17 protein-coding genes and 1 pseudogene are annotated in these 14,792 nt (G+C 74.3%); 9 read left to right on the top strand and 9 right to left on the bottom strand.

Annotated elements, in window-relative coordinates:
• Positions 1–203: 203 nt before the first annotated feature.
• Positions 204–1,055: an SDR family oxidoreductase gene (locus tag CRP52_RS20725; protein WP_097237764.1), complete on the bottom strand. Its 852-nt coding sequence runs from the start codon at positions 1,053–1,055 to the stop codon at positions 204–206.
• A 100-nt stretch (positions 1,056–1,155) separates the two neighbouring features.
• Between CRP52_RS20725 and CRP52_RS20730 the strand changes: the two genes are divergently transcribed.
• A complete protein-coding gene (locus CRP52_RS20730; protein ID WP_179852865.1) occupies positions 1,156–1,755 on the top strand; it encodes a TetR/AcrR family transcriptional regulator in 600 nt (199 codons plus the stop codon).
• 28 nt (positions 1,756–1,783) lie between these two features.
• Positions 1,784–2,221 carry a histidine phosphatase family protein gene (locus CRP52_RS20735; RefSeq protein WP_257032736.1) on the top strand — a complete coding sequence of 146 codons (438 nt, stop codon included), beginning with the start codon at positions 1,784–1,786 and terminating at the stop codon, positions 2,219–2,221.
• A 74-nt stretch (positions 2,222–2,295) separates the two neighbouring features.
• Here CRP52_RS20735 and CRP52_RS20740 read toward each other — a convergent pair whose 3' ends face one another.
• Complete coding sequence (locus tag CRP52_RS20740) at positions 2,296–3,132, bottom strand: NmrA family NAD(P)-binding protein (RefSeq protein WP_097240231.1); 837 nt, start codon at positions 3,130–3,132, stop codon at positions 2,296–2,298.
• A 93-nt stretch (positions 3,133–3,225) separates the two neighbouring features.
• On the opposite strand from CRP52_RS20740, the gene CRP52_RS20745 reads away from it, so the two are divergent.
• Positions 3,226–3,999 carry an MBL fold metallo-hydrolase gene (locus CRP52_RS20745; RefSeq protein ID WP_097237767.1) on the top strand — a complete coding sequence of 258 codons (774 nt, stop codon included), beginning with the start codon at positions 3,226–3,228 and terminating at the stop codon, positions 3,997–3,999.
• Between the two features lie 28 nt (positions 4,000–4,027).
• Here CRP52_RS20745 and CRP52_RS20750 read toward each other — a convergent pair whose 3' ends face one another.
• Positions 4,028–5,056, bottom strand: a complete 1,029-nt coding sequence (locus CRP52_RS20750) for a quinone oxidoreductase family protein (protein WP_097237768.1) — start codon at positions 5,054–5,056, stop codon at positions 4,028–4,030.
• Between the two features lie 110 nt (positions 5,057–5,166).
• Between CRP52_RS20750 and CRP52_RS20755 the strand changes: the two genes are divergently transcribed.
• Positions 5,167–5,538, top strand: a complete 372-nt coding sequence (locus CRP52_RS20755) for an ArsR/SmtB family transcription factor (RefSeq protein ID WP_097237769.1) — start codon at positions 5,167–5,169, stop codon at positions 5,536–5,538.
• A 7-nt stretch (positions 5,539–5,545) separates the two neighbouring features.
• Here the strand turns inward: CRP52_RS20755 and CRP52_RS20760 are convergent, their stop codons facing one another.
• The 3 genes from CRP52_RS20760 to CRP52_RS20770 form a co-directional block, all read right to left on the bottom strand.
• Positions 5,546–7,336, bottom strand: a complete 1,791-nt coding sequence (locus CRP52_RS20760; RefSeq protein WP_097237770.1) for a hypothetical protein — start codon at positions 7,334–7,336, stop codon at positions 5,546–5,548.
• Between the two features lie 112 nt (positions 7,337–7,448).
• Positions 7,449–8,009, bottom strand: a complete 561-nt coding sequence (locus CRP52_RS20765) for a hypothetical protein (RefSeq protein WP_257032737.1) — start codon at positions 8,007–8,009, stop codon at positions 7,449–7,451.
• Positions 8,010–8,137: 128 nt separating this feature from the next.
• The gene (locus CRP52_RS20770) at positions 8,138–8,905 is read right to left on the bottom strand and encodes a CDP-alcohol phosphatidyltransferase family protein (protein ID WP_097237771.1); all 768 of its coding nucleotides are present in this window, start codon (positions 8,903–8,905) and stop codon (positions 8,138–8,140) included.
• 308 nt (positions 8,906–9,213) lie between these two features.
• On the opposite strand from CRP52_RS20770, the gene CRP52_RS20775 reads away from it, so the two are divergent.
• Together CRP52_RS20775 and CRP52_RS20780 are read left to right on the top strand one after the other, a co-directional pair.
• Positions 9,214–9,798, top strand: coding sequence for an NUDIX hydrolase (locus CRP52_RS20775; RefSeq protein ID WP_097237772.1), 585 nt, complete (start codon positions 9,214–9,216; stop codon positions 9,796–9,798).
• A 52-nt stretch (positions 9,799–9,850) separates the two neighbouring features.
• Positions 9,851–10,342: pseudogene (locus tag CRP52_RS20780) on the top strand (HAD family hydrolase); the annotation flags it as partial.
• A gap of 213 nt (positions 10,343–10,555) precedes the next feature.
• On the opposite strand, the gene CRP52_RS20785 reads toward CRP52_RS20780, so the two are convergent.
• Positions 10,556–11,248 (bottom strand): YidC/Oxa1 family membrane protein insertase, encoded by a 693-nt coding sequence (locus tag CRP52_RS20785; protein ID WP_097237773.1) that lies wholly within the window; start codon positions 11,246–11,248, stop codon positions 10,556–10,558.
• Positions 11,249–11,336: 88 nt separating this feature from the next.
• Positions 11,337–11,630 (bottom strand): DUF6412 domain-containing protein, encoded by a 294-nt coding sequence (locus CRP52_RS20790; RefSeq protein ID WP_097237774.1) that lies wholly within the window; start codon positions 11,628–11,630, stop codon positions 11,337–11,339.
• Between the two features lie 167 nt (positions 11,631–11,797).
• Between CRP52_RS20790 and CRP52_RS20795 the strand changes: the two genes are divergently transcribed.
• On the top strand, positions 11,798–12,082 hold the full coding sequence (locus tag CRP52_RS20795; protein ID WP_097237775.1) for a type II toxin-antitoxin system Phd/YefM family antitoxin: 285 nt from the start codon (positions 11,798–11,800) through the stop codon (positions 12,080–12,082).
• Positions 12,075–12,497, top strand: coding sequence for a type II toxin-antitoxin system VapC family toxin (locus CRP52_RS20800; protein WP_257032739.1), 423 nt, complete (start codon positions 12,075–12,077; stop codon positions 12,495–12,497). The genes CRP52_RS20795 and CRP52_RS20800 overlap by 8 nt, the downstream gene beginning before the upstream one ends.
• Positions 12,498–12,596: 99 nt before the next feature.
• On the opposite strand, the gene CRP52_RS20805 is transcribed toward CRP52_RS20800, so the two are convergent.
• Positions 12,597–13,688, bottom strand: coding sequence for a Gfo/Idh/MocA family oxidoreductase (locus tag CRP52_RS20805; protein ID WP_097237777.1), 1,092 nt, complete (start codon positions 13,686–13,688; stop codon positions 12,597–12,599).
• A gap of 241 nt (positions 13,689–13,929) precedes the next feature.
• Here CRP52_RS20805 and CRP52_RS20810 point away from each other — a divergent pair, with 241 nt between their 5' ends.
• A complete protein-coding gene (locus CRP52_RS20810; protein WP_097237778.1) occupies positions 13,930–14,709 on the top strand; it encodes an HAD-IIA family hydrolase in 780 nt (259 codons plus the stop codon).
• The last annotated feature ends 83 nt before the right edge of the window (positions 14,710–14,792 follow it).

The raw sequence follows: 14,792 nt of genomic DNA on the forward strand, positions 1-14,792 counted from the left end.
GGGCGTGGCTCGACGACCCGGCCGACTGCTGGCGCATGCCCTGACGGCAGGCCCGCCGCACAGGAAGTCGGATCGGCCGACTTCCTGTGCGGCGGGCCTCGGCTCCGTAGTCGCCGGCCGAGTGGCAGCCGGAGCCCCGTCTGTTCGACCCGCCCGCCCGGCTTCCGGGTGGGCGGGTCCTGCCGTGGGCAGGTGCTATCCGCCTACCGGAACGCGGGCAGGTTGCGCTCGACCCAGGCCCGGAACGGTGCGGCCGGGCGCCGCAGCACCGTCTCCACGTCGGCGCTGACCGCCACTTCGGTGGGGAGCGGGGCACCGAGGATGCCGAAGGTGCCGGTGGCGACCTCCGCCGGCATGAACTGCGCGAGGTGGCCGTGGGCCTGCTCGCGGGACAGCTCCACGAAGACCAGCTCCTCGCCCAGGGCCTCGGCGAGCACCGCGGCCTGTTCGCGCGGGCTGATCGGCTCGGGCCCGGTCAGCTCGTACGCACGGCCCGCGTGTCCGTCCTCGCGCAGTACGGCCGCCGCGACCGCCGCGATGTCCGCCGGGTCGACGACGGGCAGGGCCACGTCGCCGAACGGGGCGAAGACCGTGCGCTTGGTGCGGACCGTCTCGGCCCAGGCGAAGGCGTTGGAGGCGAAGCCGCCGGGTCGCAGGATGGTGGTTTCCAGTCCGGACGTGCGGACGGCCGCCTCGAACGCGCGCAGCCGGGCGTGCGACGGGGCGTCCGGCCTGGTGGCGCTGATCTGCGAGGACACCAGGACGATCCGTTCGACGCCACCGGCGTCCGCGACGGCTTCCAGCAGGGCGTCCGGGCTCTCGCCCCGGGTGTTGAGCTCGCCGCCCAGCAGAAGGAACAGCGCCCGGGCCCCGTCGAGGGCGGGTCGCAGGCTCGCGGCGTCGCCGACGTCCCCCTGGGCCCATCGGACCCCGGCGGCGCCGGGCTGCGCGGGCCGGGCCTGCCGCGACACCGCAACCACCTCTTCGCCCTGTGCGGCCAGCAGCTCCACCAGTGTCCGTCCGATGTTTCCGGTGGCGCCCGTCACTGTGATCATCGCGATCCCCTCCCATGGTCCCGTGAGAACAACTGAGTTAGTTGGCTGACTCAGATGGACCGTAGCACGCACCCACCGGCGGTTGTCTATAGTCAGTCGGGTGACTGACTCAGTGGATCGGCGGGTACGCGCCTCGCAGAAGCGCCGACGGCTCTCGGCCGCCGCGGCCCGTGTCCTGCACGAGCAGGGGGTCGAGCGAACGACCCTCGCCGACATCGCGCGCGAGGCTGACGTCCCCGTCGGGAACGTCTACTACTACTTCAAGACCAAGGACGAGCTGGTCCGCGCCGCGCTCTCCGAACACGGCGCTTACCTGGACGAACTCACGGGCGGACTGGAGCAGTTGGCCGATCCGCGGGACCGCCTCAAGGCACTGGTCCAGGCCTGGATCGACCAGCGCGACCTCGCCGCCCGGTTCGGCTGCCCGACCGGCACCCTCGCCGTCGAGCTCGACAAGCGCGCCGACGGGGACCTCGACGTGGAGGCAGGTGCGATGCTCCGGCGGCTGCTCGACTGGGCCGCAGGCCAGTTCCGCGAGCTGGGCCTGCCCGACCCGGACGGCCTGGCCCTCACCCTCGTCGCCGGGTACCAGGGCATGTCCCTCCTGGCCAACGCCCTGCGCGACCCGGACGTCATGACCCGCGAGGGTGCCCGCCTGCTGCGCTGGCTCGACTCGCTGGAGGCTGTGGACCCGGCCTAGCAGCCATCTCGTTCGTCGTCTGGTTTCGGTGTTCAGCAGCCCGCTGATCCGTGCGATGCGGACGGCTGAGCTTGCGGGTCTCACCGGTGTCCAGCCCGACCCGGACCTGGTGGAGTGGGACTACGGCGGCTACGAGGGCCTGACCGCCGAGCAGATCCAGGAGTCCAGGCCGGGTTGGGACCTTTGGCGGGACGGCGTCGTTGCCGGCGGTACCGACCGTCCTGGTGAGCAGCTCCAGCAGGTCGCCGCGCGTACGGATGCGGTGCTGGACCGCATCCGGCCGTTGCTCGGCGAGGGCGATGTCGCCGTGGTCGCTCACGGCCATCTGGCGCGTGTGCTCACCGTGCGGTGGCTCGGGCTCGATGCGTCCGCAGCCTGCCTGCTCGGCCATCCGCATCCGGGCACGCTCAGCTTCCTGGCCGTCGAGCACGGGCAGCCCGTCATCTCGGCCTGGAACGTCCCGTAGCGGCAGACCGTCGTCACGTCCGCCGCGGCCCCGCCCGCCGCCTGCCGGAAGTCCGCCGTCTACCGGAAGCCCGTCTACCGGAAGTCCGCCGCGTGATCCCGCACCCAGCTGCGGAAGTCGCGCGGCGGACGGCCGAGCACCCGCTCCACCGTGTCGGTCACCCGCTCCGGCTCGCGAGTGAAGGACTCCCACGCCCGTAGCCGGGACTCCACGAACCCCGCGTTGCCCCAGGCCGCCGTCAGCTGCTCACGGGCCGTCTCCGGCGCCAGCTCCTCCCACCGCACCGCGACGCCCAGCTCCTCGCCGATGATCCGGGCCAGCTCGGCGTGCGCCAGCGACTCCGGCCCGGTGACCACGTACCGGGCGCCGTCGTGCCCGTCCTCGGTGAGAGCCCGCACAGCGACGTCCGCGATGTCCCGCTCGTGCACCAGCGACCGGCGCGCCTGCCCGTACGGCCAGCGGACCACGCCCTCCCGCACCTGGTCGGCCCAGGCGAGCAGGTTGCCCGCGAAGTCGATCGCCCGGACGAAGGTCCAGCTCAGGCCCGACCGCCGGATCAGCCGCTCGATCTCCTGGTGGAAGATCACCGCCGGCTCGTCGTCCGCGAGATCGGGCACATCCGCCGACAGGTAGACGACGCGCTTCGCGTGCCGGGCGATCGACTCCACCACCCGGGGCTGTACCGGCAGCCCGGGCCACATCAGGTAGACCGCCTCCACCCCGCCGGCCAGCGCCGGCTCCAGGCTCTCCGGCACCGCCAGATCACCCCGTACGGCCTCAACCCCCGCGGGCAGCACCGACCTTGCCGGATCCCGCACCAACGCCCTTACCTCATGGCCTCCTTCGGTCAACGAGGCCACCACGTGCCTGCCCACACTGCCGTTCGCGCCGATCACCAGAACCTTGGTCACGCCCGCCCCAACGCCGCCCGGCCCGGCGGTATGCCCGGCCACCGACGTGAGCCCGTACGGTGCGTGGACGGGCCGTGGCGCTAGGCTCGCCGGATGTCCGACGAACCCCTGCAGCTCGCCGTCCTGGGAAGCGCGACGCCCTACCCGAGCGCCGACAACCCCTGCTCCGGTTACCTGGTGTCCGGCGGTGGCGCCCGCGTGTGGGTGGACGCCGGCACCGGCACCCTGGGCCCGCTGCAACGCCACGCCCGGCTGGACGAGTTGGACGCGATCTGGATCTCGCACCTGCACGCCGACCACTGCGCCGACCTGCTCACCGCCTACTACGGCGCCCTCTACGCGGACGTCCGGCTCGCGGCGCCGATCCCGCTCTACGGCCCGCCCGGCACGGCGGACCGGCTGGCGGACTTCCTGACCAACACGGCGCGGCGCAGTCCGGTCGAATCCGCCTTCGCCGTCACCGAGTTGGCCGACGGCCACCGGGTGCACATCGGCCCGCTCGGGCTGACCAGCCGGGCGGTGGACCACGGCATGCCGGCCTTCGCCCTCCGGGTGGAGGCCGGCGGCCGCTCGCTCGTCTACTCCGGTGACACCGCCCCGTGTGCCGCCCTCACCGAACTGGCCGAGGGCTGCGACCTGTTGCTCTGCGAGGCGGAGAGTCCGACCCCGGAGGCCGAGTCGGGGAGCGGGCCCGTGCACCACACCCCCGAGCAGGCCGGTGCCACCGCCACCGTGGCCCGCGCCGCCCGGCTGCTGGTCACCCACGTGGGCCGCGCCATGGCTCCGGCCGAGGCCGTCGCCCGCGCGGGGACCCGCTTCGCCGGTCCGGTCGCCCACGCGGACCCGGGCGCGACCTTCACGGTCTGACGCCCGGCCCGCGCTCACCTCGGGCGGCTCAACCGCCCACCCGCACCACGTACTTCCCGGTCGCCCGCCCGTTCTCCATGGCGTCGTGGGCGGCCGGGACGGCGGCCAGGTCGGGCAGTTCGGTGACCGGGAGCTGCAGGTCGGCGCCGTCGTCGGCGAGCAGGTCGAGGACCCGGCGGATGGCGCGGGCCACGCGCTCGGGGGCGGTGGCGGCCAGGCCGCGGTGGCTGAAGCCGGTGACGGTGAGGTTGCCGGCCATCAGGCGGGCGAGCGGGGGCAGGTCGGCGATGGCACCGCCGCCCGCGTTGCCGAACAGGACGATCCGGGCGCCGGGTGCCGCCACGGCGAGGTCGAGGTCGAGGGCCGCGGTGCCCAGCGGGTCGAGCACGAGGTCGACGCCGCGGCCGTCGGTGGCGGCCCGGACGGCCTCGACCAGGGCGTCGGAAGGCGCTTCGGCCAGGGCCTCGGACGATGCCTCGCCGCGGGCGAAGGCGTGGTCGTACCCGGCGGCGATCGCGGCCGCCGTCTTCTCCGGTCGGCCGACCGTTCCGATCAGCCGGCCGCCGCCGATCAGCGGGACGAGCTGGGCGACGGCGGTGCCGATGCCGCCGCCCGCCGAGTGCACCAGAACGGTGTCGCCCGCGGTGAAGCGGCCGGCGTCGGTCAGCAGCAGGACCGCGGTGGCCAGGCCCAGCGGGACGGCCGCGGCCTCGCGCAGGCCCACCCCGTCCGGGAGCGGCACGGTGAGCGCGGCCTCGGCGACCACCGTCTCGGCGAGTCCGGCGCCGACCGGTGCGGCCACCACCCGGTCGCCCACGGCCAGGCCGGTCACGCCCTCGCCGAGCTCCCGGACCGTTCCGGCCACCTCCTTGCCGGGCAGGTACGGCCATGCGGTGCTGTACGCGGCGTCACCGCGGCGGGTCATCACGTCCACGAAGTTCAGTCCCGCGTAGGCGACGTCGATCGCCACCTGGCCGGGCCCGGGGCGCGGTGCCTCGACCTCCCGTACCTGCGAGTTCTCGGCTCCACCGGGTGCGGTCATCACCAGTGCGCGCATGTCGGTCCCCCTGAGCTACGATGTTCGACGAAATACGAAGTAGGTGCGGACACAGTGGTACCACGCCGTTTCCATGGATGTCGAACATCGCAGATCAGGGAGGTTTGAGCATGCCCCGCAGCACCCGTCGCCGACCGGCTCTCGCCCACCCCGCGACCGAGGAGATCGACCTCCTCGATGTCCTGCACGCCCTCTCCGACCCCACCCGGATGACCATCGTCCGCGTCCTGCGCTCCGAACCCGAGCGCGCCTGCGGCACCTTCCCGGTGGACGTCGCGCCCTCCACCCTCAGTCACCACTTCAAGGTGCTGCGCGAGTCCGGCCTGATCACCCAGCGCGAGGAGGCCAACCGCCGCTTCTCCGCCCTGCGCACGGTCGACCTGGAGCGGCGCTTCCCCGGCCTCCTCGACACCGTCCTCGCCGCCCACGCCCGCACCCACACCGGGGCCGAGAGCCGGGGCGCCGGCGACGAGGAGGGCTGACCGGCGCTCAGTGCCGCCGCCAGACCGCCCAGTTCTGCCCGGCGTCGGCCCGCTCGACGGACCAGTCGGCGGGGTGGTCGGGCCAGTAGGCCTCCGGCGGCTGTCCGGCCCCGGGCAGCGGGGTGACCAGGACGTTCGCCTCCGCCGGGACGGGCTGCCAGCGGGGGTCGCGGTACCAGATCCGGCCCCGGTAGACCTCGAAGGCCTGGGCGGCGCGCAGCGCCCAGTCGATGTCCCAGGCGAACACCACGTTGTCGTCCCCGCCGATCCCGGCGGCGCGGGTGAAGCCGGTGGCCAGGCCCGCGCGCCACTTCGCGTGCGGCTGGGCGACCTGGGTGGTGATCGTCGCGGTCGCGAAGGCGGCGAACATCGCCAGCGAGAGGCCGATCGCCGGCAGCACCCGACGTCCTCCGGAGGTCCGCACCAGGACCACCGCGCCGAGGAGGACCAGGGCGGCGGCGGTGGACCGGAGCATGCTGAGCCGGCCCCAGTCGGCGGCCAGGAACGAGACGTCCGGCATGCACCAGGGGATGAAGAGTCCGGTGCGCAGCTGCGAACCGGCCGACCGGACCACCGTTTCGGCGAGCAGCAGGGTCAGTCCGGCCGCTGCCGCCGTCGCCCGGCCCAGGGCGGGGCGCCCGCAGCGGGCGAGCACCGCGACGCCCGTCACGAAGGCCGCCGGCACGAGGTAGGAGGTGTAGCGGGCGTACACCCAGTCGTCGATCCGGCCGCCGGGCGGCAGGGCGGCGGCGGAGGCCAGGGCGGTGCCGACCAGCAGCGCCACCAGCACCCCGCCGGTGATCCGGTACGCGGGCGGGAAGCGGCGGCGGGCCACGGCGACCAGGCAGGCGACGACGGCCAGTCCGCCGATGCCCCAGGTGGAGACGGTGAAGTACCAGAGCTGGCCGGCGGTCCGGGTGAGGGTTCGTCCGGCCGCCTCCGGGTCGGTCAGGCCGTCCCACAGGTATCCGCCGACATCGCTGTTGTCGACGGTGAACTGCGCGTGCAGCCATGACGCCAGCAGTCGGGCGCCGAGTACGCCCAGGCCGAGTCCGGCGATCCCGGCGGCCGTGGCCCGCCACGGCGCGAGGCGCAGCAGCAGGACGCCGAGGAAGGCGACGGCGGTCAGGGCGACCACCACGCCGCCGCGGTCGTGCACGGCCATCGCGTAACCGGCGGACCCGCCCGCCCCGAGGGCGTGCCAGGCGCGCCGGCGCAGCGTGCCGTCGGCGAGCCAGCCGTGCAGGCAGAGCAGCCAGGCCAGGATCAGGACGGGCAGGACGGCGTCGGTCAGCACGAACTGCGAGTAGAAGACCAGGGGTGGCAGCAGGGCGGTCGCGGCGCCGAAGACGTAGGCGAGTGCCCGGCCCAGGCCGAGGCGGCGCAGGGCGACGTAGGCGAGCGGCAGGGCCAGCGCGTTGACGGCGGCGTTGATACCCATGATCAGGTGGTACGCGGTCGTCGGGTCGTCGGCCAGGCGTAGCGCGGGGGAGATCAGCAGGGGGTAGCCGCCCGGTATGACCACGCCGACGGGGATCTCGGTGGCGGGGCGGCCGGCGAGGACGCGGGTCAGGGCGAGGTAGGAGTCCTCGTCGGGGTGGACGGACGGGAAGCTCATGTGCCGGACGAGGACGAGCCGGAACAGCAGTTCGGCGAGGTAGCCGGCGAGCAGGACGAGCCCGGGCCGGGCGGCGGCGGACCGCATGACCGCGGACTGGATGGCCGAGGACCGGACGGCAGCGAGCCGGGTGGTGGCGGGCCGGAGCGGGCTCGGCCGGGGTGTGGTGGCTGGCGGCATGGGCGCGCCCCCTTCTGTTCTGTCGGACGACTGTATATGTCGTTGGACTGAATATGTAGTCCGACTGGTTCCACAGGAGGGGGCGATCCCCACGGGCCGGCCCGAGGCCGCGTCAGCGCGCCCGGTGCCGGCGGTGGTAGGACGCCGTGACCGCCGCCAGCAGCGGCGCCCAGGCGACGGCGGGCAGGTAGAGGAAGCCGACCAGGAAGTGGCCGAGCGGGGTCATGCCCGTGCCCGGCATCGCCCACCACCCGGCGAAGGGCGTCCACAGCAGGCCCAGCCCAGCAGCGCCGCAGGAGGCCGCGAGGACCACCGCCCGCGGGTTGACGGGGCGTCCGCCGACGAACGGGACCCAGTGCGGGGGCACCGTCCCCCAGGGGCGGACCAGCCCGAGGGTGAGCAGGGCCAGCGCCTCGGTGAACAGGCTCAGGAAGACCGGCCACACCGCACCCCACCCGCTGAGGCCCATCGCCTGGTAGCCCGCGTCGGTGTACCCGCCGTGCCAGCCCGCGACCAGCCCGAGCCGCCACAGCCCGGCCGGCAGCGCAGTGACGGCCGCGACGTGGGCGGCGCGCACGGCCCAGCGGGGCGGGGCGGGGACGGCGGCGGGACCGGCAGTGAGGGTGGCGGTGAGGGCGGTGGAGGTGGCTGCGACGGGCTGAGTCATCGTCATGCCCTCACCCTCCCGCGCGGCCCGGACCGCCGCGTCCACCCGGCGGCGGGCCCCGCCCGGGATCCTCCCCCGGGCGGGGGAGGGGCGTCTCACCCCTCGGCGGCGAGGCTCGGCGCCCGGGCCGCAGTTCAGCGCAGGCGCGAGGAGGACAGGATCGACGCCAGGTGCGCGACCACCATGCCCCAGGTGATCACCGTGATCCCCGCGAGCGTCGCCCGCGTCGCGTCCAGGTTGCCGAGCCCGGCGTCCACCGCGGCCGCAGCCAGCAGCACCAGCGAGGCCTCGATGCCGTTGGTCACCCGGTGGATCTTGAAGATCGACGCCAGCCGGCGGGCCGTCGCGATGCCCTGGGAGCGCGGCTGCGTCGACTCCTCGTCCGCCGGCGGCCGGCCGCTGCGGGCCCGGGCCACGTCCACCAGGTCCGTCGAGGCCTTGAGCAGCACCACGCCCAGCGCCGCCGCCAGGCCCGCCGACACCCACAGCTCCGAGCCGCCGCGCGCCGCCCGGACGCCCGCGCCGATCATCAGGGCGGCGTCCGCCAGGTAGGCCCCGAGCCGGTCCACGTACACCCCGGCCATGCTGAACTGGCGCTTCCAGCGCGCCACTTCGCCGTCCACGCAGTCGAAGAGCAGGAACAGCTGGAACAGGACGGCCGCCAGCACCGCGCCGGTCGGTCCCGGGATCAGCAGGGCCGCGCCACCGCCGACCCCGCACACCACCATCACCCAGGTGAGGGTGTTCGGCGACACCGACGTCCGGACCAACTGCCGGGTGGTCCGCAGTGAGATCCGCCGCATGTACAGCCGGCCCGCCCAGTGCTCACCGTTGCGGCTCTGCAGCTTGGCCTGCGGCTGGCACACCTCGCGCAGCTCGGCGAGCGCCGGAGCAGCCACCATGACGACATCCCTCCACCTGTCCGTGACGATCACCACAGGCTACGGCCTCCGGAAAACGCCCCGACCAGGCGGTACGCCCCGCAGGCGGGCGAGGAGGCGGGCGAGGAGGCGGGCGAGGAGGCGGGCGAGGAAGCGGGCGAGGAGGCGGGCGAGGAGGCGGGCGAGGAGGCGGGCGAAAACCGGTGGGCCGGCCGACCGGCCCCGGGCTAGGCTGCGCGGGTTCGCCGGAACCATACGCCCGGGCCCGATCACCCGTTCCCGCAAGCCCGTTGACGAGGTCCCGGAGCAGAACGAGGAGTTGTTGATCCATGGAGAGCACGGACGGCTCGCCGCAGAACCCCGACCTGGCCCGACTGCTGGACCGCCACCGGCCGCAGGGCCCGGTGGAGACCGCCGACCACCAGCGGGCCCGCCGCCTCGCCGACGTCACCGACCCGGCCGTCGCCTGGTCCCGCAGCACCTTCCCCCTCCACTTCACCGCCTCCGCGCTGATCGTCCACCCGCCGACCCGCCGCGTCCTGTTGCGCTGGCACGTCCGCCAGCAGGCCTGGCTGCACGTCGGCGGCCACGGCGACCCGGGGGAGACCCTGCCACTGGACATCGCCCTGCGCGAGGGCCGGGAGGAGACCGGTCTGACCGACCTCACCCCGTGGCCCGACGCCGCCCTGGTCCACCTCGCCGTGGTCCCCGTCCCGGCCTCGCCCGTCGAACCCGCCCACGAGCACGCCGACCTGCGCTTCCTCCTGGCGACCGGGACCCCGGACCGGGCCCGGCCGGAGAACCCGGCCTCCCCGCTGGAGTGGCTCACCGTCGAGGAGGCCAGGCAGCGCACCACCGAGGAGAACCTCCGCCAGACCCTCGACCGCGCGGCCCGCCTGCTCCCGCCCGCCTGAGCCCGCCCACCTGACCCCACCGGCCCGACGCACGTCCCCCTGGAGACCCACCGTGCACACCGACCAGATCCTCGTCTTCGACGCCGACGACACCCTCTGGGAGAACAACGTCCTCTTCGAGCGGGCCATCGACGGCTTCCTCGACTGGGTCGCCACCCCCGCCGAGCGGGACCGCACCCGCGCCGTCCTGGACGCGATCGAGGCCGCCAACTCCGCAGCCCTCGGCTACGGCGCCGCCGTCTTCCGGCAGAGCCTCGCCGACTGCCTGCAGCAGCTCAACGGCGGCCGCACCCCCACGTCCGCCGAGCAGGCCCGGATCGACGACCTGCTCACCCCGCTGAACAGCCGGCAGGTCGAGCTGATCCCCGGCGTCGCCGCCACCCTCGCCGCCCTCGCCGACCGCCACCACCTGCTGCTGCTCACCAAGGGCGACCAGGACGAACAGCGGCGCAAGGTGGCGGAGTCCACGATCGACCACCACTTCCGGGGCGTCCACATCGTGGCCGAGAAGTCCGTCGACACCTACCGGCAGCTGACCGCCGAGCTCGGCCTCGCCCCGGACCGGACCTGGATGATCGGCAACTCGCCCAAGTCCGACATCGCCCCGCCCGCCGGGCCGGCCTGCGCACCGTCTTCATCCCGCACGAGCACACCTGGGTGCTGGAGCACCAGGACCTGGGCCCGGACGAGGCGACGCTGCAGCTCGGAGCCTTCCCCGAGCTGCTGCGCCACTTCTGAGCGGCGTCCCGACCGGCGCTCAGGCCGCGAGCACGGCCGCCGGCACCGGCGTCCCGTCCCGGTACAGCCAGGCCCGCTCCGCGGCCGACCAGACGCTCGTCGTCAGCAGGTACAGCGCGGCGGCCACCGGCACCAGCAGCGCGAACAGCACCGACGCGAACGACAGGTACGGCAGCAGCGCCGCCCCCGGCTGCGGGGTGGGCTGCGCCGCCGCCGCACGCCGGGCCCGGCGGTAGTTGACGTACCCGACCGCCGCCAGCCCGGCGTACAGCAGGCCGAACACCGCGAACTGGCCGACGCCGTGCGCGCCCGTGACGTGCAGGCCCAGCGGCACGCCGAACAGGGTGTGGTCGAGCAGGTCGTTCGGCGTCGTGAACAGCCGGTACATCACCGAGAAGAACGGGATCTGCACCAGCATCGGCAGGCAGCCCGCGGCCGGCGACACCTGCTCCTTCCGGTACAGCTCGGCCATCGCCTCCCGCAGCTTCTCCGGCCGGCCCTTGTACTTGGTGTTCAGGGCGGCGACCTTCGGCGCGAGCTCGGCCCGCGCCTTCTCCCCGCGCGCCGCCGCCCGCGCCAGCGGGTGCAGCGAGAGCCGTACGGCGACGGTGAACAGCACGATCGCCAGCGCGGTCGGCAGGACGTGGGCGAGGGCGGCGACGGCGGCGTGCGCGGCGGCGACGGCCGGGTCGAGAACGGCGAGAACGGACATGGTGAAGCGAGCCCTCCGGGGTCTCAGGACATGAGTGATCGGCGGAGGACGGCCGCGAAGACGCGAAGAGCCGTGGTACGGCGAGGGGTTACGCGGCCGCCAGGGCCGCCCCGGGCGCCCTGGGGCGTCGCCGGCCCCGGGCATCCGGATCACGCTGCGGAAGGAACGCCGTACGGAACGCCCGGCGTCGCAGCACCCCGCTGCGCACCGCCGCGGGCGCCCGCGCCCCCAGGAGTCGGGCCCCGGCCAGTGCCCCGGCGACCGCTCCGGCCACCAGTGCCACGGCCGCGACGGCGGCAACGGACGCCAGCGTCCCGTTGTCGGCCGCCAGGCCCCCGGTCAGCACCCGGAGCAGCCCGAGCAACATCGCGACAACAGCCATGGCCCTGCTCCTCCTTCGGTGTTCCGCGGGTCCGGACGTACAAGCAGGACGATCGTACGGCCTCCCGGGTTCCCGCTCCGCACCGGATGTGCCGGGCAGGTGCTGCAAGTCCGGAAGGTGCTGCGAGAGCCGTAGCCATCGGTGCTACGCGGAGCTACCGTGGAGGGATGAGGACGATTACCCAGCGGGAGTTCCGGAACAACTCCGCCGCGGTGATGGACGCGGTGGAGGCGGGGGAGACCTTCCACATCACCAGGAACGGGGTCGAGGTCGCGGAGCTGCGGCCGGTGTCCGGGCGCCGACGGCTCACCGCGGAGGAGCTGGTGGCGCGGCACGTGAAGCTGCCGCGGGTGGACTACCAGCAGATGCGCAAGGAGGCCGAGGAGGACTTCGGGCCCGAGGAGCTGGTGGGGGACGAGGGCGACGACCCGTTCGAGCGGCGGCGTGGCTGAGCGCCGGCGGTCGCCACGGCGGCGGCCGGCCGGGGTGCTGGACACCTGCGTCTACATCGACCTGGCGCTGCTCAGCCCGGCCGACCTGCCGGCCGTGCCGGAGCTGACCGCGATCACCTTCGCCGAACTGCAGCAGGGCGTCTCGATGGCCCGGGACCCGGCGAGCCGGGCCGCCCGGCTGGAGGTGCTGGGCGCGGCGATGGCCGATTTCGACCCGCTGCCCTTCGACGCGGCCGCCGCCGCCCGCTACGGGACACTGGTCACCCTCACCATCGCCGCCGGTCGCCAGCCGCGCCCGCGCCGGATCGACCTGATGATCGCCGCCGTCGCCTCCGCCCACGGGCTGCCGCTGTACACCCGCAACGTGGCGGACTTCCGCGGACTGGGCTCGGCGGTGGAGGTCATCGGGATCTGAGCGCCGCCGGTGCCGGGCCGTCGGCCCGGGCGGCGCTCGGTGGGACGGTCGTCAGCCCAGGTGACCGTCAGCCCGGGGAGCCGTCAGCCCGGGGAGCCGTCAGCCCAGGCGGACCGTCGTTCCCGTGGCGGCGGAGGTGCGGGCGGCCTCCAGGACCGTGAGGGTGGCCACCGCGTCGCGCGGGTCGACCGGGGGCGGGGTGCCGGGGGCGGCCAGGGCGGCGGCGATGCCCGCGTAGTAGGCGGGGTAGTCGCCCGGGTCGGTCGGGAGCGGGACCGCCGACTCGTCGGTGCCGAGGGTGCCGTACTGGGCGGGCAGGTCGGCGCCCCAGGGGCGGGCGCCGTCCGGGCGCAGGCCCGCCCGCAGGTCGGCCTCCTGCGGGTCCATGCCGGGCTTGACGTAGCCGGCAGCGTCGCCGAGCACCCGCAGCCGGGGGCCGATCAGCGGGGTGATGGCACTGGTCCACAGGTGCGAGCGGGTGCCGGAGGCGTGGGTGAGGGCGAGGAAGGCGTCGTCGTCCACGACCGCCCCGTCGCGCCGCACGTCGATCTCCGCGTACACCGTCTCGACCGGTCCGAACAGCGTGAGCGCCTGGTCGACCAGGTGGCTGCCCAGGTCGTACAGCGTGCCGCCGACCTCGGCCGGGTCGGCCAGTTCGCGCCAGCCGGCCTTGGGCTTGGGGCGGAAGCGCTCGAAGCGGGACTCGAAGCGGTGCACCCGGCCGAGCGCGCCGCCGCGCACCAGCCGGCCGGCGGTGAGGAAGTCGCCGTCCCAGCGCCGGTTCTGGAACACGGAGAGCAGGACGCCCCGCTCCTCCGCGAGCCGGCACAGCTCCAGCGCCTGGGCGGTGGTGGCGGCCAGCGGCTTGTCCACCACGGTGGCCAGGCCGGCCCGCAGGGCGGCGCGGGCGAGCGGGGCGTGGGTGCGGTTCGGCGAGGCGATGACGACCAGGTCGAGCGCGTCCGGGTCGGCGAGCAGCTGTTCGGGGGTGTCGACGGCCCGGGCGTCGGGGTGCTCCTGCGCCAGCTGCGCGCGCCGCTCGGGGTTGGCGGTGACCACGGCGTCCAGCCGCAGCCCCGGCGTGGTCGCGATCAGCGGCGCGTGGAACGCGGAACCGGCCAGGCCGTAGCCGATCAGGCCGACGCGGAACGGGCGGTCGGGCCGGGGGCGGGAGGTCGTCTGCGGGGTCATGCGGCCTACTCAATCACGACCCGACCGGTTGCTCCCGTTGCTCCTGTTGCTCCCGGTTTCGCCCGGGCCGCCCGGGGCAGCCGACCGGTGGCGCCAGGGCGGCCGGTCGGTGGCCGGTCGGTGGCCGGCGCCGTACCGGTGGGCGGAACGCACTGCCGTCGGCCATGTGTGCGGATTAGGCTGTGCCGCGTCAGGGCCCTCGCATCACGCAAGACGTTGCAACACTCCGGGAGACACGCACGTGGCAGACCGCAAGCCCATCGAGTCCTGGCTGACCGACATGGACGGCGTCCTCATCCACGAGGGCACGCCGATCCCCGGGGCGGAGGAGTTCCTGCGCAGGCTGCGGGAGTCCGGCAAGCCCTTCCTCGTCCTCACCAACAACTCCATCTACACCCCGCGCGACCTCAGCGCCCGCCTGGCCGGCATGGGCCTGGAGGTGCCCGAGGAGTGCATCTGGACCTCCGCCCTGGCCACCGCCAAGTTCCTCAAGAGCCAGCGCCCCAACGGCACCGCGTACGTGATCGGCGAGGCGGGCCTCACCACCGCGCTCTACCAGGCCGGCTACGTGCTGACCGACAACAACCCCGACTACGTGGTCCTCGGCGAGACCCGCACCTACTCCTTCGAGGCGCTGACCAAGGCGATCCGCCTGATCAACCAGGGCGCCCGGTTCATCTGCACCAACCCGGACGAGACCGGCCCCTCCACCGAGGGCGTGCTGCCGGCCACCGGCTCGGTCGCGGCCCTGATCACCAAGGCGACCGGCGTCGACCCGTACTTCGTCGGCAAGCCCAATCCGCTGATGATGCGCGAGGCACTGAACACCGCCGGCGCCCACTCCGAGACCGCCGTGATGATCGGCGACCGGATGGACACCGACATCGTCGCGGGCATGGAGGCCGGCATGGAGACCATCCTGGTGCTCACCGGCCTGACCTCGGCCGGCGACGTGGAGCGCTTCCCGTACCGGCCGACCCGCGTGGTCAAGTCGATCGCGGACCTGATCGAGCTGGTCTAGCCTCTGCGGTGTTGTCGTGGGCCCCGTTCCGGCCGGTCGCCGGGGCGGGGCCCGCTTCGTACGTGTGGGTTCGTACGTGTGGT

Source organism: Streptomyces sp. 1331.2, from assembly GCF_900199205.1.
Classification (GTDB): Bacteria; Actinomycetota; Actinomycetes; order Streptomycetales; family Streptomycetaceae; genus Kitasatospora.